This window comes from Lachnotalea glycerini (assembly GCF_003201285.1).
Lineage (GTDB): Bacteria > Bacillota > Clostridia > Lachnospirales > Lachnospiraceae > Lachnotalea > Lachnotalea glycerini.
The window spans coordinates 853,795-876,082 of record NZ_QICS01000001.1 but is presented as its reverse complement, the minus strand read 5'-3'; the positions used below and the strand labels follow the sequence as shown (position 1 = coordinate 876,082).

Below are 22,288 nucleotides of genomic sequence, written 5' to 3'. Positions count from 1 at the left end.
AAGGAGGGTACTATGGCTAGGATAGATAGAGATAATAAAATACATATTAAGGCGATTGCGCTAGATGATGAACAAAGAGTCAAGGTATTATCTCCTGGAATGTTGGTTACAAAGAGATTTCTAAGGAACCGTCTTGCACTGGTAGGATTAATTATTATTGTAGCAATGTTTGTGTTTGCTTTTGTTGGAGGAATTGTATCTCCTTATGGAGAGCGAGAGGTTTTTCGTACCTATGAAACAGCGCTGAAGGATTATGCGGGTGTTAGCTTAAACAAAGAATATCAGTATTCAGATGCACCAGATCAGGAATTTCCTGCCCTTGCAAAGGCTGATATGATATTGGCAATCAATAAAGGGGAAACTTCTTTTACTTCTGGAAATGTGACCTATACAATTATAAAAGAAACAGAAAATCTATTTCGAATTGTTAAACTAAATGAGGCTGCCAAGGTTATAACAGTTAAGGGAATCAGTTCCTTTAATCAAACCAGTACAATTGAATTTACTGATGAGTTAAAGGAGGTCTGTTCTCAGGCAATCGAAAAGAAAGAGCAGTCATTTGAATTTGAGGGTACGTCCTATGTAGTGACACAAGATGGAAAGATGAATGTGATTTCCGTTGCACAGGAAGTATCTACGGTAACAACGATGATTTTCAGCACATATAGTCAGGATACAAAGTTAAGCTCTGCATTTAAAGTTGCAGCGCAAAAGGCATTAGCTGCAAATGAGACTTCGTTTCAGGCAGATGGTGTGGACTATACATTAAAAACTGATGATAAGTCTAACATATTTTATTTAAATGATCAGGAATATGCTGCCATTTCTCAGTATAGTATTAATCCTATTGCTTCTGATGTTTTTTTAAATCTGGATTTTAAAATGGCAGTAGAGGAAGCAATTAAGAAAAATGAAACAACACTCGACTATATAAATGAGAAGAATGAAACAGAGCAATATTTAATTCAGCGCAATAATGAACAGTATACACTTAAAAGAGAATTAAGTACACAGGTCAACAATACCTACGAGTCCCCGTCTTGGCAGCATTGGTTGGGTACGGATGGTAATGGTATGGATGTAATGACGAGACTGATGTATGGCGGACGGATTTCCTTATTAATTGGTTTTGTCGTAGTTATATTGGAAATTGTTCTGGGAATTATCATTGGAGGTATTGCAGGCTATTTTGGCGGATGGATCGATAGCTTGTTTATGAGAATTGTAGATGTATTCAATTGTATTCCGGCAATGCCATTATATATTATTCTTGGTGCAATTATGGATTTTTTGAAGATTAATCCGAGCATACGAATCTATTTCCTATGTATTATATTGGGACTCTTAAGTTGGCCTCAGGTTGCGCGAATGGTTCGTGGACAAATATTGTCACTTCGTGAGCAGGAATTTATGATAGCAACTGAGGCAACAGGGCTTCGTACCTCAAAAAGAATATTTAAACATTTAATTCCTAATGTAATTCCACAGATTATTGTAATGGCTACAATGGGACTTGGTAATGTAATCTTGATGGAAGCAACCTTAAGCTTCTTTGGCTTAGGAGTAAAATATCCCTATGCATCATGGGGCAATATAGTAAATGCGGTGAATGATATTTATGTAATGACTAACTTCTGGTTCATATGGATACCGGCAGGCTTTCTAATATTAATTACTGTATTAGGCTTTAATTTTATTGGTGATGGTCTTAGAGATGCATTTGACCCTAAAATGAAGCGCTAGAAGAGCCTGAATTCGAACTTAAGGAGGTTGATTATGGGTATATTTAAGAAAAGCAGCACTGAGGGTGCTAATTATATAACTGCAAGAGAATCAAGAAAAATTTCCAAAGAGAACCGTAGAATTACCGATGAATATGAGAAAAAGAAAAATCGTAAGGTTATTCCAAGAGAAGAATACATTACACAAATGAAGAATTCAGAAAATGTTGTTGAGTTTGATAATTTACATACCTATTTTTTCTCTGATGTAGGAGTAGTAAAATCTGTAAACGGAGTATCCTTTGATATACCAAAGGGAAAGACGGTAGGAGTGGTAGGAGAGTCGGGATGTGGCAAGTCTGTTACGAGCCTGTCCTTAATGCAGCTTGTGCAAAGACCACAGGGGCAGATAGTAGCAGGTGCGATTCGTTTTAATACAGGAAAAGAGGTAGTAGATGTAACGAAAATGCCTACTTCTGAGATGCAAAAGCTACGTGGAAATAAATTATCTATGATTTTTCAAGAACCAATGACAAGTTTAAATCCGGTTTTTCGAATTGGTTTACAAATAGATGAAGTAATACAGCTACATTATCCGGATATGAATAAAGAGGATATTAGAAAGCGCAGTATTGAAATGCTAAAGCTAGTTGGTATTGCAAACAGCGAAGGAGTCTATAAAATGTATCCTCATGAGCTTTCGGGGGGTATGCGCCAGCGTGTAATGATTGCCATGGGACTTGCATGTGACCCTGAGTTGATAATTGCAGATGAGCCTACTACGGCACTTGACGTAACAATTCAGGCTCAGATACTTGATATATTAAGAGACTTAAAAAACCGAATGAATAGCAGCATCATGTTGATTACTCATGATTTAGGTGTAATTGCTGAGATGGCTGATATTGTGGTTGTGATGTATGCCGGACGCATTGTTGAAAAAGGAACAGCGGAAGAAATTTTCTCAAATCCAAGTCATCCATATACCATTGGGCTTATGAATAGTAAACCGGCAGTGGGTAAGAAAGTAGACCGCTTGTACAGTATTCCTGGTAAGGTACCTAATCCAGTTAATATGCCGGATTATTGTTATTTTAAAGAGCGTTGTGAAATGAGTATTTCGGATTGTAATGGAGCTTATCCAGAGCAGATTCAATTATCTCCAACACATTTTATAAGTTGCTATCGTTATGTGAATGATAAGGGGGAAAATCAATAATGACAGATTATATTTTAGAGGTAAAGCATCTAAAAAAGTATTTTCCTATTAAAAATGGACCATTACGTAATAATCAAGGAGCTGTTAAGGCAGTGGATGATGTAAGCTTTACTATTCAAAGAGGAACTACAATGGGACTGGTTGGAGAATCCGGCTGCGGAAAATCAACAACAGGAAGAACGATATTAAGATTAATGGATAAAACGGATGGAGAAGTGTTATTTAATGGTAAAGAAGTATATAGTTTAAATAAGAAAGAATTACGAAATCTACGAACAAAAATGCAGATTATTTTTCAAGATCCATATTCGAGCTTATCACCAAGACTTCCGATCGGAGAAATTATTGGGGAGGCAGTGAAAGAGCATAATTTGGTTCCGAAAGAAGAACATGAAGAGCATTTAAACAAAATTATGGCTTCCTGTGGGCTGCAGCCTTATCATAAGGATCGCTATCCTCATGAATTTTCGGGTGGTCAACGTCAAAGAATCTGTATTGCCAGGGCATTAGCACTTGATCCAGAATTTATTGTATGCGATGAGCCAGTATCTGCATTAGACGTATCCATTCAAGCTCAAATAATTAACTTATTGGAAGATTTGCAAAAGGAATATGGATTGACCTATCTTTTTATCTCACATGACTTATCTGTAGTAGAGCATATCTGTGATACGGTGGGCGTTATGTACCTGGGTGGATTGGTAGAAACGGGTTCTACAGAGGATATATTTTCTAATCCTCTGCATCCATATACAAAGGCTTTGTTTAGTGCAATACCGATACCAGACCCCAATGCGAAGATTGAGAGGATTGTATTAAAGGGTAGTATTCCATCGCCTGCAAATCCACCAGAGGGATGTAAATTCCATACAAGATGCAATCAATGTATGGAGATATGTAAGACAAAAGTTCCGGATGTAAAGGAAATGGGAAATGGTCATATGGTAAAATGCCATTTATTTAATTAATGGGTTTGGTGAAGCATTAAGAAGATTGAATATAGAATGCTGTTTAAAATAATGCTTTTCAAGGATAGGTAAAAATATATATCATATAAGCAAAATAGACCACTATAAGATTAAATGTAGTGGTCTATTTGTTAGAATAACTGTATTGGATGAAATTATAAATAAATTATAATAATATTTTCAAATATTAATTTAACGAATAATTAACAACTACATCAAAGTCGTAAGAATCGTTATTCTTGCAATAGATTTCATAGGTGCCAGAGCTGGAAATTTCATACTGAAAAAACCCAAAGCCTTCGATGCTTTTAGTATGATAGGTTCCATCAGGATCAATAACACCAATTCGTGCTTTTGCACTACTGTCAGCGAGTGTTACTCCTACACCTAAGGTTTGTCCTGCCTTGCAAGATACATATTTGGTGTATGCAGTCTTTGATGGAATACGCCAATAAATACTGGTATCCTTACTGTTTAATTGATAAAGCTCTTGTGCAGAGCCACTGCCAGGATTGAATGCCGTTGAGGATGCATAGGAATGCATTGGCATAAATGTAATGGTTGAAGCGATTAGTAAAGCTGTGATTAAAGTATTTTTTTTCATATAAATTCTCCTTTATTAATTATTTTATGTTAAATCTTGTTATCTAGCAGTAGCTATTTTAAATAGTAGCTGCCGTTTAGATTTACATCTCCCTCATTTGGATTCTGAGTAAAAATCATATATTCTCCATCTTCTGGTATCGAATATTGAAACGCTATGTAAGTTGAGCCATCCACGTAATGGATGTTACCCTCCATATCGATAACACCATGATGCAAAGGAATTGCTTGTTGAATCATATAATGGGTAACAACAAGAACTTGTCCCTTTTTACAATTCACCTTCATACAATTAATTCCATTGTTCTTTTTTACTTTCCAGTAATATGAAGTAATGTCATCAGTATTAGAGCTTACACTTGGCGCATCATGAAAAACATCTGTATTTGAGTCCACTTTATCAGTAGATTGTGGAATCAATGGTTTGTCTGGAAGTGATATTGGTACTTCTTCAATATAGGTTGAAGTATTGTAATACCAATCGTAATAATAGTTTAACGCCTCATTACCTGCTATATGTACTGTATAGGTGCCTAAGATAAAAAATATAAGGCTTATCATGGTAGCAGATGACCGTGTATATTTATATACTTTTTGCTGTGCTACAATTCTTCTAATTCTAGGCTCCAACTGAGAAGTCTTTTCTGAAAATGCAGAATAGTGTAAGCTAAAATACATACGCGGAGCCGTAGCTATTTTAAGGAGCGTAGTAGCATACTCCTTAGGGCGAAAGAAATTGTGAGCTGTACAGCACAGGTTATCACAGTTAAATTCACACCATTCATTGATTAATTTATTCAGTCTGTAGACAAAAGGATTAAACCAATGAATGCAGAGTATGATACTACCTAATTTTTTGAATAGCAAATCATGTTGTTTATAATGAATATGTTCATGATAAAGCATGATCGCCAAATCTTCCAGAGGAAACCAGCTTGGAAGTAATATTCTGGGAAACAGTACTCCAGCTAACATAGGTGAAGAAATGTTATCATTATAATAAATAGGTAATGATCTTCTTAGATTGAGGTGTCTACTGATAGTACGTTCAATCTCTAAGATAGATTTATCAATTACTAATGCATTATATCTTAAAACTTTAAAATAAAAAGATAAATGCGTATAAATGCAATATCCAAATGTAATGATAAATCCCGTCAACCATATGACAAACGGCAAAGCTAAAGCATTGCTTATGGTCGGATTTATTAATCCGATTGTAGGTACCGCACTAAAAAGTTCTTCATCTGTGAACACATCATAAAGTCTTTCAAAGTACACAATAGGTATAAAATAAAAGAATATGATTGCTCTGAAAATCAGGTAGGTACCGTTTGTTGATATTATCTTGCTGAACAAATTATTAAATATGCACCACATGCACACTACAAGTGTGCCACCAAAGGAAGTACTTATTAGATAAAATTCTAAAAAACTAATCCATGTCATCTATTAGCTTTTGTATATTCAGCAATTCCTCTTTTGATATTAATTCTTGCTTACATAGTGATGCAACAAGGTTGGAAGCAGAACCGTCATACCAAAAATTGATCATGTTACCTGTCTCAAGCTTCTTATATTCATCTTCACTGATGGTAGGCTTATAATAAAAATATCTGCCTTTACGATAAGAAGTTGCAACACCCTTTTCTATAATATGCGCTAAAAATGTAGCAACAGTAGTTCGTTTCCAAATTTTTTGATATTTGGTTGCACAAAGGGCAAGAACTTCTTGAAGCGTAATATCATGGTCACTTTCCCAGACGATTTTCATAACCTCGTATTCGCTGTTAGTTAATGGTATTAATTTTGATTTTGACATAAATCTCCTCCTTAATTAATGAGATGTAATTATACTATAGTTATCGCATATTCAATTGGAATAGTCAACTATTTTGTTAGAGTAGGTATATTATTTATTGAAAAAACTAAATTTGAAGACGAATACTTATATAGTCATTGACTAAATTAGACATAAAATGTTATATTAAGTTTGAAAAGTAGGTAAAAAATACAAGCTATAAAATAAATGTTTATAGTATTCAAATTAAGGAGGGAAATTTTATGAGATTAAAAAAAATGATTTTGGGTTGTGGCGTTTTGGGAATGCTTTTGACAGTATCGATACCGATTTATGCAGATACAGTACCATATACTATAACGGTAAACAAGTCAGCTACTAACCAAGACAATTTGTCAAAAAAAGTAACAAAAAATACGGATGGAGATAAATACTTTTATGTAACACCATATACTTTTAATACTAATAATGCTGCTTTTTTTGCTTTTTCTAAACAAAAGAGTGGAAGTGCAGAATCAAATGAAATATATGTTGAAAATGGAATAGGTGAAACTCGTGATGGTAAATATAAAGATGATTATGCACCAGGCGGTAAGTACTATTATATGCAAACGAGTTATGGTTATTCAAAAACTGGTACAGTAAAAAGTACTGGTAACTATACACCATAATAAACCATATAGATACTGGCACCTTAGTGCCAGTATCTATATATAAAGAATATAGAAAGGTTTTGTATGAAAAAGAAGAAAATTTATTTAATTTTAATTTTTTTAATTTCTCTTACTGCATGTTCCAATAAAGCTTCAAATCAAATAAATGAAAGAAAATCGCAAGATGTATCTGAAGCTGTGCAAGAGGAGAGAGAACCATATCAGATACCGGAATCTTATAATAAAGTAGGAGAAAATATCACTTTTCAAACGGAGATAATATTTAATCAAAAGATTCTAGAAACGGGATTGTATTATACAACGGGTACTTTGCAAAAAATAGATTATGATAAGGCATTTGAAATATTATTTAAGGACAAAGAGACTGCAAGTAAAGAAGAACATAACATAGATGGTGATAACTTCGTTTCTTATCAAAGCAGTAACTATGAAGATTTAAGTATATCATCAGATTCACTTATTTATTTAACACCTGAGCATATTTATTATAGTCATTCTTTTAGTGAATATGATGATGATTATAACGCGAACCTTTACTCAACTGATTTAGATTTCGATTTTGCTAGTAAAGAAGAAATATGGACGAAAATGATTAATACAATGAATGAAATAGGTTATGATATAGATGGAAATTATACTTGCTATTCTCTTGATTATAAAACTTTAAAACAAGAAGAATATGCAATGGGTAAGGATGGAAAAGAAGATATTTCTGCTTATAAACCGAATTGGAGTGAAGACGATAATGGATATTTTTTTATAGCTCATCAAGAATTACAAAATTGTATTGTCCAATATCCAATTGAGGATGTATTTGAAAAAGTATCGGAACAAAATGCACCAATTAAAATTTTATATACAAAAGAAGGAGTTAAGTTAATAGATATTGAAGGCTTATTTGATTTTCAAGTAAGTAATGAATATATTAATCTTTTACCATTTGAAGAAATTGCTAATCATATTCTAGACAAGTATGAAATGTTGCTATCAGATTCAACTTATGAAGTAACAAAGGCTGAACTATATTTTAGACCTATTAAAAATGATAATGGAACCTATGATATATTACCAACTTGGCAGTTTACAATCAAGGATAATCTAACAGAGAGTGAAGGGGATACCTTTATCAATGCAATAACTGGAGAAGAAATTGTATGAATATAAAAGTACTAAATTACTTTAAAATAGATTTAAAAAGAGCAATATTATCATTTAAGTTTTTAATTAGCATTATAAGTGTAGCTATTATTTTGATTTGGTCAAGTTTAAGCAGTAATGGTAAGATTAAGGAAAATACGATTATATTTCTTCTTTGGTGGAGTGCATATAATATAAGATATGTGTTTGTAATGTTCTTTTGTTCGATACCTTATGCAGGGTGTTTTTGTGAGGATCTTGAAAACGGATATATTAAGCAATTAGTGGCTAGAGGAAATCTACTTTCCTACTGTATAAGTAAGACAATGTCCATTGTGGTATCAGCTATAGGAACTATGGTAATAGGGGTTTGTATTTTTGTTCTTTTATTAAAATTTTTTATACCATGGACAGAGCTTAACAACAGTGTGTACTTAGCGGCGATTCGAAGTGGAAGTTTTCATAGTATAATACTAACAGGGCATTATTTTATATATTCATTGCTATTTGCTTTTCAATTTGGATTATTAACTGCTATATTAGCATTATTATCAGCATGTGTTTCCTTATTTTTAAGTAATAAGCTTTTAGTTTGGTCAATACCAATAATAGCTTATTATTTAATTTCACAGTATTCATGGACACTTTTTTCAGGATCATATATGTTAGATTTTGATATTATTTTTTCGGGACGATATAATATTTTTAATAACGACTTATTGTCTTTCTTATATGCATTTGCTATTACTTTTGCCTTTTGTGTTCTTTTAACGGTTATTATATATAAAAGATTGAAAAGGAGAATACATTGTGAATAAATTTTGGCTCCATATTAAAAATCAAATAAGAGAGTATTGTAATTATTTCTATAATGGTAGAGTATGGAGCTTATTTTTTCTTTTAATAATATTAATCCATATATATCTAACACCAGTAATAAATTTTTCAATAGCAGCTAAATATAAGGTTACTCCGTGGGTAGTTATATTTCTTTTTTCTTCAGTTTATTTTGATTTAATATTTTTACTAGGCTCTATTTATCTTTTTTCCAAGGTACCTTTTTTAGAAAGATGGCAAATGTATCAGCAAATTCGTTATGGTAAAACAAAATGGGGATTTATTCAGATAGGTAAAATTGTACTAAGCTCATTTTCATATGTATTTGTTATTATTTTGTTGAGTTTTTTGGCATTAGCTAAAAATTTACATTATGAAAAGGGATGGGGTAAAGTATTGTATACTCTTGCTTTAACAGATGCAGGGGAGATTTATGAAGAAGAATTTCCTATTTCGTATCAATTAATAAATGATAACAAAGTTCCATTATGTGTTTTGGGGAAAGTAATATTAATAATTAGCCTTATTGTTATGACAATTGGATTACTTATGTATTTGATTTCGATATGCTTTTCACGATTAGTGGCAATAATAATCACAATTATGTTTTCAATTTTCCCCATTATGATTGAAGAAGCTGATATTCAAATACAACGTTTGCTAGTTGAAGTAATTCCTACCGAATGGATAAAAATTTATAAAATCGGAAATACATACAATACAGTCCAATCACCAGACTGGAACACAATCATAGTCAGACTAATCATTTTAAATGTATTATTAAGTATATTCATAATTTATAGAATTCATAAAATGGAGTTCAATTGGTATGGAGAGGAGTAAAAATGAATACAATTGTAATTGAACAATTACATAAATCGTTTAAAGAAAAAAAGGTGCTAAATGATCTCACACTTAGTTGTCATTCTGGTAAAATATATGGTTTTGTAGGCTATAATGGTTCGGGTAAAACTGTTTTATTTAAGTGTATATGTGGTTTTATAAAGCCGGACAAGGGCAATATATATATAATGGGAAAAAAACAAGGTCATTTAAAATTTAGCACAGATAATATCGGTATTATTATTGAAGAACCTGCATTTTTAAAGAATAAAAGCGGATTTAAGAATTTAGAATATTTATATAATATTAATCATAAGCCAAATAAAAGTCATATGTACGATATTTTAAAACTAGTAGGATTAGATGAAAAGGATAGAAAAAGAGTTGAAAAATATTCTTTAGGTATGAAACAACGTTTGGCCATAGCACAGGCAATTATGGAAAATCCCGATATTTTAATCTTGGATGAACCAATGAATGGTCTGGATAAAAAAGGGGTAGTAGAGATACGGTCGTTAATTTTAAATCTGAAAGAAGAGGGAAAAACGATTCTTTTGGCAAGTCACAATAAAGAAGATATTAATATACTTTGTGACGAAGTGTATGAAATAGAGAATGGATCATTAAATAAATTATAATAAAATAAATTCTCAAAAATAAGATATTTGAAATATAGATTCTTTATCACTTAATACTTGCAAAAAAGTACCTATTATGCTAGAATATATCGTTGTGAGAGAAAATAGATGGTCCTCTGTTACGAGAACGTATTAAGAACATCCAAATATTAAGGAGGTCACACAAGTGAACGAAATTATCAAGAATATTGAGGCAGAACAGTTAAAAAAGGAAGTACCACAATTTAATGTTGGTGATACAGTTAGAGTACATGCTAAGATTAAAGAAGGAACCCGTGAAAGAATTCAGGTTTTTGAAGGAACTGTTTTAAAGAAGCAAGGTGGAAGTTCAAGAGCTACTTTTACAGTAAGAAAGAATTCTAATGGAATCGGCGTTGAAAAGACATGGCCATTACATTCACCATTTGTTGAAAAGGTTGAAGTAGTCAGAAATGGTAAAGTTAGAAGAGCAAAGCTTTATTACTTAAGAGATCGCGTTGGTAAGAGAGCAAAGGTAAAAGAATTAGTTAAATAATATCTGAGTTTAAACCTGATAGGGACAAGTACTTAACGTATATTGTCCCTTTTTCAAAAAAAGAAAAAAGAAAGGTATTATTTTTCTTGAATTATTATTACACTACAGGGAGTAAATTGTGCAATGAAAGCTATTATGTGAATATAGGCCGGGAGCCAGTATTTTATAGTGGGTAAATAAGGAAGATGAGAGAATGGGTGAACTTCATTTTTATAAGAGAAAAAAGAAAGTAAGTGCTTCACTTTTAAGGGAAATTTTTATATGGATTTTCGATATTACGGTTGTTCTTATAATCGCATTTGTATTAGTGCATTTTATAGGAGAAAAGACAAGCATTATAGGTGAATCAATGTCACCAACGCTAGAAAATAATGATGTAGTTATTATTAATAAGTTTGTTTATGAACTGGGCTCACCAGATAGAAATGATATTATTGTTTTTAAACCGAATGGAAATGAGAAGCTTCATTATTATATAAAAAGAGTAATCGGTTTACCTGGAGAAACAATACAAATTATTGATGGTAAAATTTATATAGATGGTGAAATTCTTGAAGAAAATATTGGAACAGATAATATAAGCAATCCAGGCTTGGCCAGTAACCCTATTACGCTTGGAAGTGATGAATATTTTGTATTAGGAGACAATAGAAATAATAGTGAAGACAGTAGATTTGCCGAAATAGGCAATGTTAATATAAATGATATTGCAGGAAAGGCTTGGTTTAGAATCGCACCGAGTGATAAAATTGGATTTATTGAATAAAAATGATTTGATAGATATGAATCCTTTCATATCTATTGTTTTAGATCGTAGCGCATATGGAGGACAAAAAGATGCATTTTCAGTGGTACCCGGGACATATGACGAAAGCAAAGAGGATGATGCAGGAGAATATTAAGCTGATTGATTTAATCATTGAGCTTGTTGATGCCAGAATACCTTTGAGCAGTCGTAATCCTGATATAGATGATTTGGGCAAAAATAAAGCAAGGCTTATATTATTAAACAAGTCTGATTTAGCAAGTGAAAAAGGAAACGAAGAGTGGAAGAAATACTTTGAAGATAAGGGGTTTTATGTGGTTAAAGTAAATTCCAAAAATGGAAATGGAATAAAAAATGTGAATTCAGTTGTTCAAGATGCGTGTAAGGAAAAAATTGAAAGAGACAGAAAACGTGGAATATTAAATAGACCGATTCGCGCTATGGTAGTAGGAATTCCTAACGTAGGGAAATCAACCTTTATTAATACTTTCGCCGGCAAGGCTTGTGCCAAAACGGGAAATAAGCCTGGAGTTACAAAAGGGAAGCAATGGATTAAGCTAAATAAAAATGTAGAGCTTTTGGACACACCTGGCATCCTTTGGCCTAAATTTGAAGATCAGCTTGTAGGGTTAAAATTGGCACTTATCGGTTCGATTAAAGACGAGATATTAAATGTTGAAGAATTAGCTCTTGAACTAATTAAATTTTTAAATAATCATTATAAAGGACTCATGGAAGAAAAATATACAATTCCGGAAATTGAAAATAGTGCGTTTGCCTTACAAAATGTAGCAGAAAGCAAGCAATGTAAATTAAAAGGAAATGAACCTGACCTTGTGAAAGCAGCTAACTTAATTATTGATGATTTTAGAAATGGTAAGTTAGGACGAATTACTCTTGAATTTCCAGACAAATCGTAATATTATATTTAAGGGAGTAAATGCGACATAAGAAAGGTACAGGTAACAGTATGGAGATTAAACGTAATAAGGGTGACGAAGAAAACAAAAGCATGGTGAGAGAATTGGTTGAATTATTAATCTATATGGGGGTAGTACTTGCGCTTGCCGGGTTGATTGTAACGTTTGTAGGACAACGGACAATGGTAAGCGGTTCATCAATGGAAAGTACACTTAGCGATAAGGACAATCTGATAGTAGATAAAATTACATACCGTTTTTCAAATCCAAAGAGATTTGATATTATAGTATTTCCTTTTCAGTATCAAAAGGATACTTATTATATCAAGAGAATTATAGGCTTGCCGGGTGAAACCGTACAGATTATAGACGGTGATATACTAATTAATGGTGAAGTATTAGAGGAAACCTATGGAAGAGAAAGAATAGAATCCTCAGGACGAGCCAGTGAACCAATTATTCTTGGTGATGATGAGTATTTTGTAATGGGTGATAATCGAAATGCCAGTGCGGATAGCAGAGAGCCAGATGTTGGGAATATTAAGAGGGAAGATATTATCGGGCGAGCTTGGGTTAGAATATGGCCACTCAATAAATTTGGAGTTTTAAAGCATCAGTAGGTGATATTATGGAAAAGAAGATAAACCAAATAAAAGAAGAATTTCAGGCAGCAGATATTCATATGCTGCCTGTATTAATAAAAGAATACGAAGATGATTTAAGAAATGGTGTAGTGAGTATTAGAAAAAAATATCAGAGTGTGTTAGTCAAGCAAGAGACTGAAAAGAACAGAATCGAAGCGATGAAGCATTATGAACGGGAGTATGGTGAATATCAATACATATGTGGAATCGATGAGGTGGGAAGAGGACCTTTAGCAGGACCGGTTGTGGCAGGTGCTGTGATACTTCCAAAAAATTGTGATATTTTATATATCAACGATTCAAAAAAGTTAAGCGAAAAAAAAAGAGAAGAATTGTATGATATTATTATGGAAAAAGCAATAGCAGCAGGTATTGGAATGGTAGGCCCGCAAAGAATTGATGAAATTAATATATTACAGGCAACTTATGAAGCGATGAGAATAGCTATTAAGAGTCTGTCAGTTTTACCCGATATATTATTAAATGATGCAGTAACAATACCAGAAGTTACGATTAGGCAAGTACCCATTATTAAGGGAGATGCAAAGAGCATATCAATTGCTGCTGCAAGTATTATTGCGAAGGTGACAAGAGATAGGTTGATGAAAGAATATGATGAATTAATTCCACAATATTCGTTCAGAGAAAATAAAGGCTATGGTACCGCAGTTCATATAGAAGCATTGAAACAGTTTGGAGCATCACCGATACATAGAAGTACGTTTATTAAGAACTTTATCTAAGGGGATGAGTTTATGGAAATTGGCTATTCTAATATAACAAATCAACAGAATACATCAAAAGGTGTGACGGGTGAGGCAACAGTACAGACAGGAAAGGCGTTAGCACAGTTGAGTGATACATCCGGCCTTGGAACTGGAAAGATATTTCAGGGTGAAATTTTAGATGTTAAGGGAACACAGGTTTTAATTGGCTTGGATAATGGACAGGTAATCAGCGCAAAAATGGAAGCGGACATAAATTTAAATATTGGTCAAAAACTTATGTTTGAGGTGAAAGAAAATACAGGCACACAGATACAAATAAAGCCAGCCGATGTATCACTTAATCCGAATCCAGTGCTTCAAAAGGCTTTACAGGAAGCGAATATACCAATAACGGATCGTAATATGGATATGGTCAGCAATATACTGAAAGAGGGATTATCGCTTGATAAGCAGTCACTTACCAGTATGCTGAGACAACTTGCTATGAACCCGGATGCTGATACAGCTACTATTGTAAAAATGAGTAAGTTGGGTATAGAAACAACGAAAGAAAATATCACACAATTTGATAATTATAAGAATTACGAACATAGAATTGTAAAGGATATAGACAATATAGCAAATAATTTATCCAAGCTCTTAAATGAGATGTCAGGAGAAGATAAAAATACAGCTATTCTAATAAATCATAAGGTGATTGATATACTAAATCATAGCAGTACGATAAATATTCAAACAAATAACCCAAAACAGTCAATTGAAATACCATTGGAGCAATACAGTTCTAAACAGAATGATATCTCAAACCAGATAGCACAAGAAATTAGCCCCAAGCAGGCTGTAATAAATTCTAATATGCAAACAGAACCGAGTTTACAAGAGGAAATTAAAATAAACGAGGAAAAAGTACAGACCCAAGAGATTTATACTGCTTTAAAACAAGATAATACAGATATGGGAAAGGGTATTCAAGACCCATTTAAAAGTGAGATATCTGTCGATGCTAAGGTGCAAGATACACCAGATACTCAAAGAAGCATCACAGAAATGGACTTGATAAAAGGCGATGAGATTCAAAGTCAGAGGGATATAAATCAGAAAGGGCAGCTATTAGAAACTGTATTAGGTAAGGAAGAACGTTTGAAGTTTTCTGAAACACTAAAAGGTATTGGAGCTGATGAGCAGCAGATAGAACAGGTGAAAGAAGGAAAACTAGCCAGTAAGGAATTGTTGAATATGGTAAAAGACCTGTTATCTAATCCTAGTAATGCTTTAAAGGCAGAAAGTTTATTTAGTAGTAAAGAATATACAGAAATTTTAAGACAGGAAATTAAGCAGCAATGGCTGGTAGAGCCAGAGAATTTAAAGACTCCTAATAAAATGGAAAGCTTGTATCAGCAGATGGAAGAGCAAACAAGGCAGCTTACATCAATATTAGAGTCAGTGGGAAAAGAAAATTCCAGTGCGTTTAAAGATGTGTCAAATATAAGAAGCAATTTAAGCTTTATGGAACAGATTAATCAGAATTTCACCTATCTGCAAATTCCAATTCAATTTTCGAATGAAGAAGCGCACAGTGATTTGTATGTGTATACAAATAAGAAGAATTTAGAAAAGCAGGATGGAAATTTAAGCGTATTGCTGCATCTTGATATGGAAGTGTTGGGAACAACAGATATTTATATAAACATGTCAGGAAAGAATGTCAGTGCAAAATTTTCATTAAAGAATAATCAATCGATAGAAATCATAGAAAATAATTTGGATAGCTTAATCAAACGATTAGAAGAAAAAGGCTATCATGCCAGTGCGCAAGTAGGTAAATTGGAAAAGGAACAGGAATTTGTAGAAGATTTTTTGGAAAAGGATCAAGTAGTTACTTCGTTAAAGAGATATGCATTCGACGTAAGGGCGTGATAAGATGGATAACAAAACAAATAAAAAGAAGCCTGATATGAATAAGACGGCCGTCGCCTTGCAATATGATCCAGAGGATAATGCGCCAAGAGTGATAGCGTCAGGCAAGGGTTACTTAGCAGACAAAATTATTGGAACGGCGAAAGAGGAAAAGATTCCAATTCATCAGGATGAAAAGTTATCGAAGTCTCTTTCTACACTTTCAATTGGTGATATGATTCCACCGGAGCTTTATGAGGTGGTAGCAGAAATTTTAACCTTTGTTGATGATATGGATCGATTAAAGCGTAAATTAGATTTGGAACAATAAGAAATAGGTCAAACGGAGGAAGCTGTGAATAAAAGAAGCTTAGGGGATAGCTATGAATGTATTGCACTATTATATTTGCAGGCAGAAGGCTTTGAGATTATAGAACGTAATTTTCGCTGTAAGATGGGAGAAATAGATATTATAGCTAAAAAGGACGGATACTTAAGATTTATAGAGGTAAAATATAGAAGTGATAAAAGAGCAGGAAATCCAGAAGAGGCGGTAAATTGCAAGAAACAGAGGCTAATCAGCAGGAGTGCTTTGTATTATATGATGAAAAATGGGTATTCAACGGATATCTCCTGTTGCTTTGATGTAGTAGCCATATTAGGTAATGAAATAAGGCTGTATGAGAATGCATTTGAATATTGTAATGATGGGAAGGCTTTATAAAATGAATAAAATTGATTATACTAGAAAGAATGATAGAAAGGATATTGAATTAAAGGAGAATCTGGAGGTACCATATTTCTATTTTGAAAATATTGAGGCAACGAATCTTGTAGTGCATGGATTTTCCACAAGGCTTGGGGGTGTCAGCAGAGAACATTTAAGCTCTATGAACCTAAGCTTTACAAGAGGTGATGATATTGAGAACGTCTTTGAAAACTATAGAAGAATTACAAGAGCCATGAATATAGAGTATGATAGTCTAGTGCTTTCTATGCAGACGCATACAACCAATATTAGAGTAGTGACGAATCGTGACAGAGGCAAAGGACTGACATGGGAGCGTGACTACACTGATATTGACGGGTTTATCACGAATGAAAAAGGAGTTACGTTGGTAACTTTTTACGCAGATTGTGTACCGTTGCTTTTTGTAGATCCTGTTCATTGTGCAATCGGTTCCAGTCATTCCGGATGGAGAGGTACTGTTAATAAAATAGGTAAAAAAACATTAGAGGAAATGCACATGCATTATGGAACAAAACCAGAAGATGTGATTGCAGCAATAGGTCCTTCGATCTGTAAGGATTGTTATGAAGTGAGTGAAGATATAATTGAAGAATTTAAAAAAAGCTTTACGTTAGAGCAGGTATATAATATGTGTGATAGAAAAACAAATGATAAGTATCAACTTGATTTATGGAAAGCAAACCAATATGTCTTGTTGGATGCGGGAATAAAGGAAAATAATATTTCTGTAACAAATGTTTGTACTTGTTGTAATCCAAAGCTGCTCTTTTCACATAGAGCATCACATGGAATGAGAGGAAATCTGGCGGCTTTTATTGGATTAAAATAAATAATTTTTTATCTAAGGAGATGAGTAATGTGGGATATTTATCAAAATTACCCAATATAGGCGGTATGGTAGAAGCACAGCTAAATGAGGTTGGAATAACAACCCCGGAGCAATTAAGGAATATTGGAAGCAAGCAAGCCTGGTTGAAAATCAAAGCAATTGATGCATCTGCATGTATTCACAGACTATATGCATTAGAGGGAGCAATTCAAGGAATAAAAAAGACTCAACTGTCTATCGATAAAAAAGAGGAATTAAAAGAATTTTACAATCAGTTTAAAGCATAGTATCTATTTAAAAATCTTCTAGTTGAAACTGAAATATTAAAAATTTTTAAAAAACATATCTATTTTCTATGTTATATGTTATAATAAAACATGCTTTTAGCATATGAAAATAATTTAATTATGGAGGTGTTACGTATGAGCAAATATGAATGTCCTTGTAGTTATGTATATGATCCAGAAGTTGGTGATCCAGATGGTGGAATTGCTCCAGGTACTGCATGGGAAGATATTCCGGATGATTGGGTTTGCCCTGTTTGTGGTTTAGGCAAAGATGCATTTACCGAAATTTAGTTGTAATAGAATAATCGTTGTAGAATTTATATGGGTATGTTCGAAACAGAACATATCCATGTTGATATAAAGCTGTATTTCAGACTTAACTACGACTATTTCATACACTTAATAAAATATGGAGGTAATGTCTATGAAAAAAGAACCTAAGTTTTTTGTATGTAAGCATTGTGGTAATATTATTACCATGATAAATGAATCGGGAGCACCAGTATCTTGTTGTGGTGAGACAATGACACAAATTAAACCAAATACAGTGGATGCAGCAACAGAGAAGCATGTGCCGGTTGTAACAGCAGATGGTGACCTAATTACTGTGGAAGTGGGAAGTGTAGAACATCCAATGGTACCAGAGCACTTTATACAATGGATTTATCTAGAAACTGATAAGGGATATCAGATAAAATATTTAACTTCCGATGATAAGCCAAGAGCTGAATTTTCATTAAATGGTGAAAAAGCAGTGGCAGCGTATGAGTTTTGTAACCTTCATGGATTATGGAAGAAGGATATATAAATGACAAAGCATTAATAATAAATGCTTAGGAGAAATTATGAATATAAATGCATTTAATAATTTATCTTATGGAGTTTATATTATTACTACATGGGATGAAGAAAGGCCGACAGGATGTACGGCTAATTGTGCAATGCAAATAACGGCAGAACCTGCTACAATAGCAATTAGTATCCACCATGACAATTATACAAATAAGTGTATAGAAAAATCAGGTAGATTTGCAATTTCTATTTTAGGAGTTAAATCCAATCCTTCCATTATTGGGACATTTGGATTCCAATCAGGGAAGAAAGTCAACAAATTTGATTCCGTAAAATATGATGTATTTAGTAATATGCCAATTGTTACAGATGGATGTGCATATTTGGTTTGCGATGTCATTAATAAGATGGAAACGGATACACATACCGTTTTTCTTGGTAAGGTCATGGATGCAGATGTTCTTTCAGAAGATGATAGTATGACATATTCCTATTATCATAATGTGATTAAAGGCAAAAGTCCCCAAAATGCGCCAACCTATATTGCGACTGAAAGAATAAAAGAGAATAAGACTGATAAATATGTTTGCAGTATATGTAACTATGAATATAATGGAGACATTCCATTTGAAGACTTGCCTGATGATTATATATGTCCAATATGTAAACAGCCTAAGTCAGTTTTTAAAAAACAATAGTAAAATTAATGGTGTAAAGCAAAAAGTTGTTTTACACCATTTTTATATAATAAGGATATTTATTCCAATTATTTGTTTACGTACGACAAATTATGAGTTATGATAGAAAAATACTAAGTACATAAGTAAGTGTTTAATAAATTTACAAGATTGGAGAGGTTTTATTGGACATAATTAATATTAGTTTATTTGCACTTTTGAAAAGTATTTCAGATGCACAGGATTTAATTTCGCCACTGCTATCGAATCATCAGCAGCAGGTGGCCTATTTATCGTATAGATTATGTGAAAAATTAAATATGTCAAAGAATGAGCAAAGAGATACATTTCTTGCTGGTTTAGTCCATGACATTGGGGCACTTTCAAGAAACGAGAGATTGGAAATTATAGAAAGAGAGCCTATGCTTGTTAATAATCATGCATTTATTGGAGCCAAACTTTTGCAAGAATTTGAGCCAATGAAAAGTGCGGCTCTGATAATTAAATTTCACCATCTGGCATGGAACGATGGAAAAGGAAGTGAATTTTATGGTGAAAGGGTTCCCTTTGGAAGTCATATTATACACTTAGCAGACCGGGTTTGTACAATGATTAAGCCTGACGTGAATATTTTATCACAAATTCCGCGTATTGCAGAATATATTAAAGAAAGAAGCAATACAATGTACGTACCTGCTATTGTTGAGGCATTTGAAGAACTAAGCATAGAAGAATATATATGGTTTGATTTAAAGGCTGGTTATCCGGTAAATAAGGTCGATGTCAGCAATTTTGATATTCAAATGTTGAGTCTGGATGATTTGTTAGAACTGACCCAAATTTTTTCTTATATCATTGACTTTAGAAGTCGTTTTACAGCGCGGCATTCAGCAGGGGTTGCAAATATAGCGAAGCAATTAGCAATCTTATTTGATTTTCCAGCTAAGGAATGTAAAATGATGCTTGTTGCAGGATACTTGCATGATTTGGGGAAACTGGCAATTGACAATGAAATATTAGAAAAACAAGGGAAGTTGAGTGATGATGAATTTAACCAAGTGCGATCTCATACCTATTATACATATCAACTGTTAGACTCTATTCCAGAATTACAAGAAATTAAGGAATGGGCAGCCTACCATCATGAACGAATTGATGGGAAAGGTTATCCGTTTCATATAAAGGGAGACAAGCTGTCATTAGGTTCAAGAATTATGGCAGTTGCAGATGTTTTTACTGCCATAACAGAGGATCGTCCTTATCGTAAAGGTATGGATGAGAGCCATGCGGTTAAAGTATTAAATGGTATGGTTCAAAATGGAGCACTTGCAGAAAATGTTGTTTCGGTTCTCATAGATAATATGCAAATGATCAATGAGCTTAGAGAACAATCGCAGGTAGAAGCAGCAAGGCATTATGAGTCATTTTTACAATGCTGAATAAAATAAATGTAGTGCTTTGCAGTATGTAAACACCTGTTGTGATAACTTATAAAAGTATTAATTCCTATAATATAAAAACACAATGCGCACGAATGCAAGTGGAACATGTGACTGCATTCGGCGCGGTAAAGCTGTCAAGTCCCTCATGAGCGAGGAATTAGGGAGATGATGCGTATGTTTAGATATGGAAGTAGTCACTTAGCATCTAACTTAGTTGCAAGTGAGTAATCAAATTCCATACATTGTTACATGAATAAATTAAAATTCGATTCCTTTATTATATTTAGCAACTACAGAATGAAGCTTTTCAGTTGGACTTAATACGCTTCCAATAGAAATGTCATGATTTAAACTATCAATAATTGTCGCAAGAAATTTACTCATTTTAGCTTCAAGATAGTATTCCTTTGATAATAATTCAGGGGTACGATATATTAAATCAGTTGTTACAACTCGTGTAATGTAACCCTTTTCATAATATTCATCGAATTTGGATAGCCCATCCGTAAACAGACCAAAAGTTGAAAAAATAAATATTCTGTTTGCTTTATGCTCTTTTAACTGCTTGGCAACATCTAGCATACTTTCCCCAGAAGATATCATATCATCTATAATGATCACATCCTTACCCTCTACACTATCTCCCAAAAATTCGTGGGCAACAATGGGGTTTTTACCATTGATAATAGTAGAATAATCACGACGTTTATAAAACATACCCATATCAACACCTAAAACGTTTGACAAATAAACTGCTCTATGCATAGCACCCTCATCAGGGCTGATAATCATTAATTTTTCGTTCGTAATTTTTAAATCTTTTTCAGTACGAAGCAATGCTTTCATAAATTGGTAATATGCATTAAAGTTGTCAAAACCACTAAGAGGAATTGCATTTTGTACACGTGGATCATGAGCATCAAATGTAAGGATATTGGATACTCCCATATTGATTAATTCTTCCAAAGCTAAACCACAATCAAGGGATTCTCTTTTTGTACGCTTGTGCTGTCTTCCTTCATAAAGAAATGGCATGATAACAGAAATACGGTGTGCTTTGCCGGTAGCAGCTGAAATGATTCGTTTCAAATCCTGGTAGTGATCATCAGGAGACATATGGTTGATTTGTCCACATACAGAGTAGGATAAGCTATAATTGCAGACATCAACCATGATAAAAAGGTCAGCACCGCGAATGGACTCGTAAAAGATTCCTTTTGCCTCTCCGGTTCCAAATCTGGGACAAGAGCATTTTGTCAGATAGGTATCCTCATGAAAGCCTTTGAACAATTTCAAATCTGGATTTAAATTATCTCTAAATTTTAAAATGTAGTCGTCAACATTTGACGCAAGTTGTCTACAACCTTCTAAAGCAGCAATTTTAAGAGGTGCAACAGGAAGTGAATTTTCTAATAAAGCAAGATTAGGCATAGTTATTGTATTCCTCCGAACAATATATTAAACAAGATGAATGTAATCCATTTCACTTGTCATACTAAAAGATGTTACTTATAATTTATAACATCAAGAGGAAAGTACGTCAAGATTTATTGCTTTTTAGAGTTAATTTTAGTATGATAGAAACGAAAGCTTTGAAAAAA

General features: G+C 33.2%; 26 protein-coding genes. 22 read left to right on the top strand and 4 right to left on the bottom strand.

Features of this window, described 5'->3' with window-relative positions:
- Positions 1 to 12: 12 nt before the first annotated feature.
- From C8E03_RS22370 to C8E03_RS03670, 3 genes are read left to right on the top strand one after another with little or no spacing between them, the layout of a single operon-like run.
- A complete protein-coding gene (locus C8E03_RS22370) occupies positions 13 to 1,743 on the top strand; it encodes an ABC transporter permease (protein WP_242993359.1) in 1,731 nt (576 codons plus the stop codon).
- A 33-nt stretch (positions 1,744 to 1,776) separates the two neighbouring features.
- Complete coding sequence (locus C8E03_RS03675) at positions 1,777 to 2,940, top strand: ABC transporter ATP-binding protein (RefSeq protein WP_110290309.1); 1,164 nt, start codon at positions 1,777 to 1,779, stop codon at positions 2,938 to 2,940.
- Entirely contained in the window at positions 2,940 to 3,908 is a 969-nt protein-coding gene (locus C8E03_RS03670; RefSeq protein WP_094378694.1) for an ABC transporter ATP-binding protein, read from the top strand. Before C8E03_RS03675 ends, C8E03_RS03670 begins: the two co-directional genes overlap by 1 nt.
- A gap of 187 nt (positions 3,909 to 4,095) precedes the next feature.
- On the opposite strand, the gene C8E03_RS03665 is transcribed toward C8E03_RS03670, so the two are convergent.
- Genes C8E03_RS03665 through C8E03_RS03655 form a run of 3 tightly spaced genes read right to left on the bottom strand, consistent with a single transcriptional unit; the run spans position 4,096 to position 6,333 of the window.
- A complete protein-coding gene (locus C8E03_RS03665; protein ID WP_094378692.1) occupies positions 4,096 to 4,512 on the bottom strand; it encodes a hypothetical protein in 417 nt (138 codons plus the stop codon).
- A 53-nt stretch (positions 4,513 to 4,565) separates the two neighbouring features.
- The gene (locus tag C8E03_RS03660) at positions 4,566 to 5,960 is read right to left on the bottom strand and encodes a M56 family metallopeptidase (RefSeq protein ID WP_094378691.1); all 1,395 of its coding nucleotides are present in this window, start codon (positions 5,958 to 5,960) and stop codon (positions 4,566 to 4,568) included.
- Entirely contained in the window at positions 5,947 to 6,333 is a 387-nt protein-coding gene (locus tag C8E03_RS03655) for a BlaI/MecI/CopY family transcriptional regulator (RefSeq protein ID WP_094378689.1), read from the bottom strand. The genes C8E03_RS03660 and C8E03_RS03655 overlap by 14 nt, the downstream gene beginning before the upstream one ends.
- A gap of 242 nt (positions 6,334 to 6,575) precedes the next feature.
- Here C8E03_RS03655 and C8E03_RS03650 point away from each other — a divergent pair, with 242 nt between their 5' ends.
- From C8E03_RS03650 to C8E03_RS03560, 19 genes are all read left to right on the top strand, one after another.
- The gene (locus C8E03_RS03650) at positions 6,576 to 6,983 is read left to right on the top strand and encodes a hypothetical protein (protein ID WP_110290308.1); all 408 of its coding nucleotides are present in this window, start codon (positions 6,576 to 6,578) and stop codon (positions 6,981 to 6,983) included.
- 66 nt (positions 6,984 to 7,049) lie between these two features.
- Positions 7,050 to 8,144: a hypothetical protein gene (locus tag C8E03_RS03645; protein ID WP_094378685.1), complete on the top strand. Its 1,095-nt coding sequence runs from the start codon at positions 7,050 to 7,052 to the stop codon at positions 8,142 to 8,144.
- A complete protein-coding gene (locus C8E03_RS03640) occupies positions 8,141 to 8,941 on the top strand; it encodes a hypothetical protein (protein ID WP_094378684.1) in 801 nt (266 codons plus the stop codon). The genes C8E03_RS03645 and C8E03_RS03640 overlap by 4 nt, the downstream gene beginning before the upstream one ends.
- Positions 8,942 to 9,200: 259 nt before the next feature.
- A complete protein-coding gene (locus C8E03_RS03635) occupies positions 9,201 to 9,803 on the top strand; it encodes a hypothetical protein (RefSeq protein WP_146212296.1) in 603 nt (200 codons plus the stop codon).
- A 2-nt stretch (positions 9,804 to 9,805) separates the two neighbouring features.
- Positions 9,806 to 10,441 (top strand): ABC transporter ATP-binding protein, encoded by a 636-nt coding sequence (locus C8E03_RS03630; RefSeq protein ID WP_094378680.1) that lies wholly within the window; start codon positions 9,806 to 9,808, stop codon positions 10,439 to 10,441.
- A gap of 166 nt (positions 10,442 to 10,607) precedes the next feature.
- Positions 10,608 to 10,955 (top strand): 50S ribosomal protein L19, encoded by a 348-nt coding sequence (gene rplS, locus C8E03_RS03625; RefSeq protein ID WP_094378678.1) that lies wholly within the window; start codon positions 10,608 to 10,610, stop codon positions 10,953 to 10,955.
- Between the two features lie 193 nt (positions 10,956 to 11,148).
- Positions 11,149 to 11,721, top strand: coding sequence for a signal peptidase I (gene lepB / locus C8E03_RS03620; protein ID WP_094378676.1), 573 nt, complete (start codon positions 11,149 to 11,151; stop codon positions 11,719 to 11,721).
- A gap of 71 nt (positions 11,722 to 11,792) precedes the next feature.
- Positions 11,793 to 12,641 carry a ribosome biogenesis GTPase YlqF gene (ylqF, locus tag C8E03_RS03615; RefSeq protein ID WP_110290307.1) on the top strand — a complete coding sequence of 283 codons (849 nt, stop codon included), beginning with the start codon at positions 11,793 to 11,795 and terminating at the stop codon, positions 12,639 to 12,641.
- A gap of 50 nt (positions 12,642 to 12,691) precedes the next feature.
- A complete protein-coding gene (gene lepB, locus C8E03_RS03610; RefSeq protein WP_094378718.1) occupies positions 12,692 to 13,261 on the top strand; it encodes a signal peptidase I in 570 nt (189 codons plus the stop codon).
- An 8-nt stretch (positions 13,262 to 13,269) separates the two neighbouring features.
- On the top strand, positions 13,270 to 14,028 hold the full coding sequence (locus tag C8E03_RS03605) for a ribonuclease HII (RefSeq protein WP_094378672.1): 759 nt from the start codon (positions 13,270 to 13,272) through the stop codon (positions 14,026 to 14,028).
- A gap of 12 nt (positions 14,029 to 14,040) precedes the next feature.
- A complete protein-coding gene (fliK, locus tag C8E03_RS03600) occupies positions 14,041 to 15,930 on the top strand; it encodes a flagellar hook-length control protein FliK (protein ID WP_110290306.1) in 1,890 nt (629 codons plus the stop codon).
- Between the two features lie 4 nt (positions 15,931 to 15,934).
- Entirely contained in the window at positions 15,935 to 16,240 is a 306-nt protein-coding gene (locus C8E03_RS03595; protein WP_094378669.1) for an EscU/YscU/HrcU family type III secretion system export apparatus switch protein, read from the top strand.
- Between the two features lie 24 nt (positions 16,241 to 16,264).
- Positions 16,265 to 16,633 carry a YraN family protein gene (locus C8E03_RS03590; protein ID WP_094378666.1) on the top strand — a complete coding sequence of 123 codons (369 nt, stop codon included), beginning with the start codon at positions 16,265 to 16,267 and terminating at the stop codon, positions 16,631 to 16,633.
- 1 nt (position 16,634) lies between these two features.
- Complete coding sequence (gene pgeF / locus C8E03_RS03585; protein ID WP_110290305.1) at positions 16,635 to 17,489, top strand: peptidoglycan editing factor PgeF; 855 nt, start codon at positions 16,635 to 16,637, stop codon at positions 17,487 to 17,489.
- 29 nt (positions 17,490 to 17,518) lie between these two features.
- Complete coding sequence (locus C8E03_RS03580; protein WP_094378662.1) at positions 17,519 to 17,776, top strand: TfoX/Sxy family protein; 258 nt, start codon at positions 17,519 to 17,521, stop codon at positions 17,774 to 17,776.
- 135 nt (positions 17,777 to 17,911) lie between these two features.
- Complete coding sequence (gene rd, locus C8E03_RS03575) at positions 17,912 to 18,067, top strand: rubredoxin (protein WP_094378661.1); 156 nt, start codon at positions 17,912 to 17,914, stop codon at positions 18,065 to 18,067.
- Between the two features lie 133 nt (positions 18,068 to 18,200).
- Positions 18,201 to 18,584 carry a desulfoferrodoxin family protein gene (locus C8E03_RS03570; RefSeq protein ID WP_110290304.1) on the top strand — a complete coding sequence of 128 codons (384 nt, stop codon included), beginning with the start codon at positions 18,201 to 18,203 and terminating at the stop codon, positions 18,582 to 18,584.
- 37 nt (positions 18,585 to 18,621) lie between these two features.
- Positions 18,622 to 19,266, top strand: coding sequence for a flavin reductase (locus C8E03_RS03565; RefSeq protein WP_110290303.1), 645 nt, complete (start codon positions 18,622 to 18,624; stop codon positions 19,264 to 19,266).
- Between the two features lie 164 nt (positions 19,267 to 19,430).
- Positions 19,431 to 20,684 carry an HD-GYP domain-containing protein gene (locus C8E03_RS03560; protein ID WP_110290302.1) on the top strand — a complete coding sequence of 418 codons (1,254 nt, stop codon included), beginning with the start codon at positions 19,431 to 19,433 and terminating at the stop codon, positions 20,682 to 20,684.
- Positions 20,685 to 20,945: 261 nt separating this feature from the next.
- Here the strand turns inward: C8E03_RS03560 and C8E03_RS03555 are convergent, their stop codons facing one another.
- Positions 20,946 to 22,118, bottom strand: coding sequence for a ribose-phosphate pyrophosphokinase (locus C8E03_RS03555; protein ID WP_094378652.1), 1,173 nt, complete (start codon positions 22,116 to 22,118; stop codon positions 20,946 to 20,948).
- Positions 22,119 to 22,288 lie beyond the last annotated feature (170 nt).

Coding starts and splice junctions, on each gene's coding strand:
- C8E03_RS22370 (WP_242993359.1), top strand. CDS start 13: ATGGCTAGGATAGATAGAGATAATAAAATACATATTAAGGCGATTGCG.
- C8E03_RS03675 (WP_110290309.1), top strand. CDS start 1,777: ATGGGTATATTTAAGAAAAGCAGCACTGAGGGTGCTAATTATATAACT.
- C8E03_RS03670 (WP_094378694.1), top strand. CDS start 2,940: ATGACAGATTATATTTTAGAGGTAAAGCATCTAAAAAAGTATTTTCCT.
- C8E03_RS03665 (WP_094378692.1), bottom strand. CDS start 4,512: ATGAAAAAAAATACTTTAATCACAGCTTTACTAATCGCTTCAACCATT.
- C8E03_RS03660 (WP_094378691.1), bottom strand. CDS start 5,960: ATGACATGGATTAGTTTTTTAGAATTTTATCTAATAAGTACTTCCTTT.
- C8E03_RS03655 (WP_094378689.1), bottom strand. CDS start 6,333: ATGTCAAAATCAAAATTAATACCATTAACTAACAGCGAATACGAGGTT.
- C8E03_RS03650 (WP_110290308.1), top strand. CDS start 6,576: ATGAGATTAAAAAAAATGATTTTGGGTTGTGGCGTTTTGGGAATGCTT.
- C8E03_RS03645 (WP_094378685.1), top strand. CDS start 7,050: ATGAAAAAGAAGAAAATTTATTTAATTTTAATTTTTTTAATTTCTCTT.
- C8E03_RS03640 (WP_094378684.1), top strand. CDS start 8,141: ATGAATATAAAAGTACTAAATTACTTTAAAATAGATTTAAAAAGAGCA.
- C8E03_RS03635 (WP_146212296.1), top strand. CDS start 9,201: ATGTATCAGCAAATTCGTTATGGTAAAACAAAATGGGGATTTATTCAG.
- C8E03_RS03630 (WP_094378680.1), top strand. CDS start 9,806: ATGAATACAATTGTAATTGAACAATTACATAAATCGTTTAAAGAAAAA.
- lepB (WP_094378676.1), top strand. CDS start 11,149: ATGGGTGAACTTCATTTTTATAAGAGAAAAAAGAAAGTAAGTGCTTCA.
- ylqF (WP_110290307.1), top strand. CDS start 11,793: ATGCATTTTCAGTGGTACCCGGGACATATGACGAAAGCAAAGAGGATG.
- lepB (WP_094378718.1), top strand. CDS start 12,692: ATGGAGATTAAACGTAATAAGGGTGACGAAGAAAACAAAAGCATGGTG.
- C8E03_RS03605 (WP_094378672.1), top strand. CDS start 13,270: ATGGAAAAGAAGATAAACCAAATAAAAGAAGAATTTCAGGCAGCAGAT.
- fliK (WP_110290306.1), top strand. CDS start 14,041: ATGGAAATTGGCTATTCTAATATAACAAATCAACAGAATACATCAAAA.
- C8E03_RS03595 (WP_094378669.1), top strand. CDS start 15,935: ATGGATAACAAAACAAATAAAAAGAAGCCTGATATGAATAAGACGGCC.
- pgeF (WP_110290305.1), top strand. CDS start 16,635: ATGAATAAAATTGATTATACTAGAAAGAATGATAGAAAGGATATTGAA.
- rd (WP_094378661.1), top strand. CDS start 17,912: ATGAGCAAATATGAATGTCCTTGTAGTTATGTATATGATCCAGAAGTT.
- C8E03_RS03570 (WP_110290304.1), top strand. CDS start 18,201: ATGAAAAAAGAACCTAAGTTTTTTGTATGTAAGCATTGTGGTAATATT.
- C8E03_RS03565 (WP_110290303.1), top strand. CDS start 18,622: ATGAATATAAATGCATTTAATAATTTATCTTATGGAGTTTATATTATT.
- C8E03_RS03555 (WP_094378652.1), bottom strand. CDS start 22,118: ATGCCTAATCTTGCTTTATTAGAAAATTCACTTCCTGTTGCACCTCTT.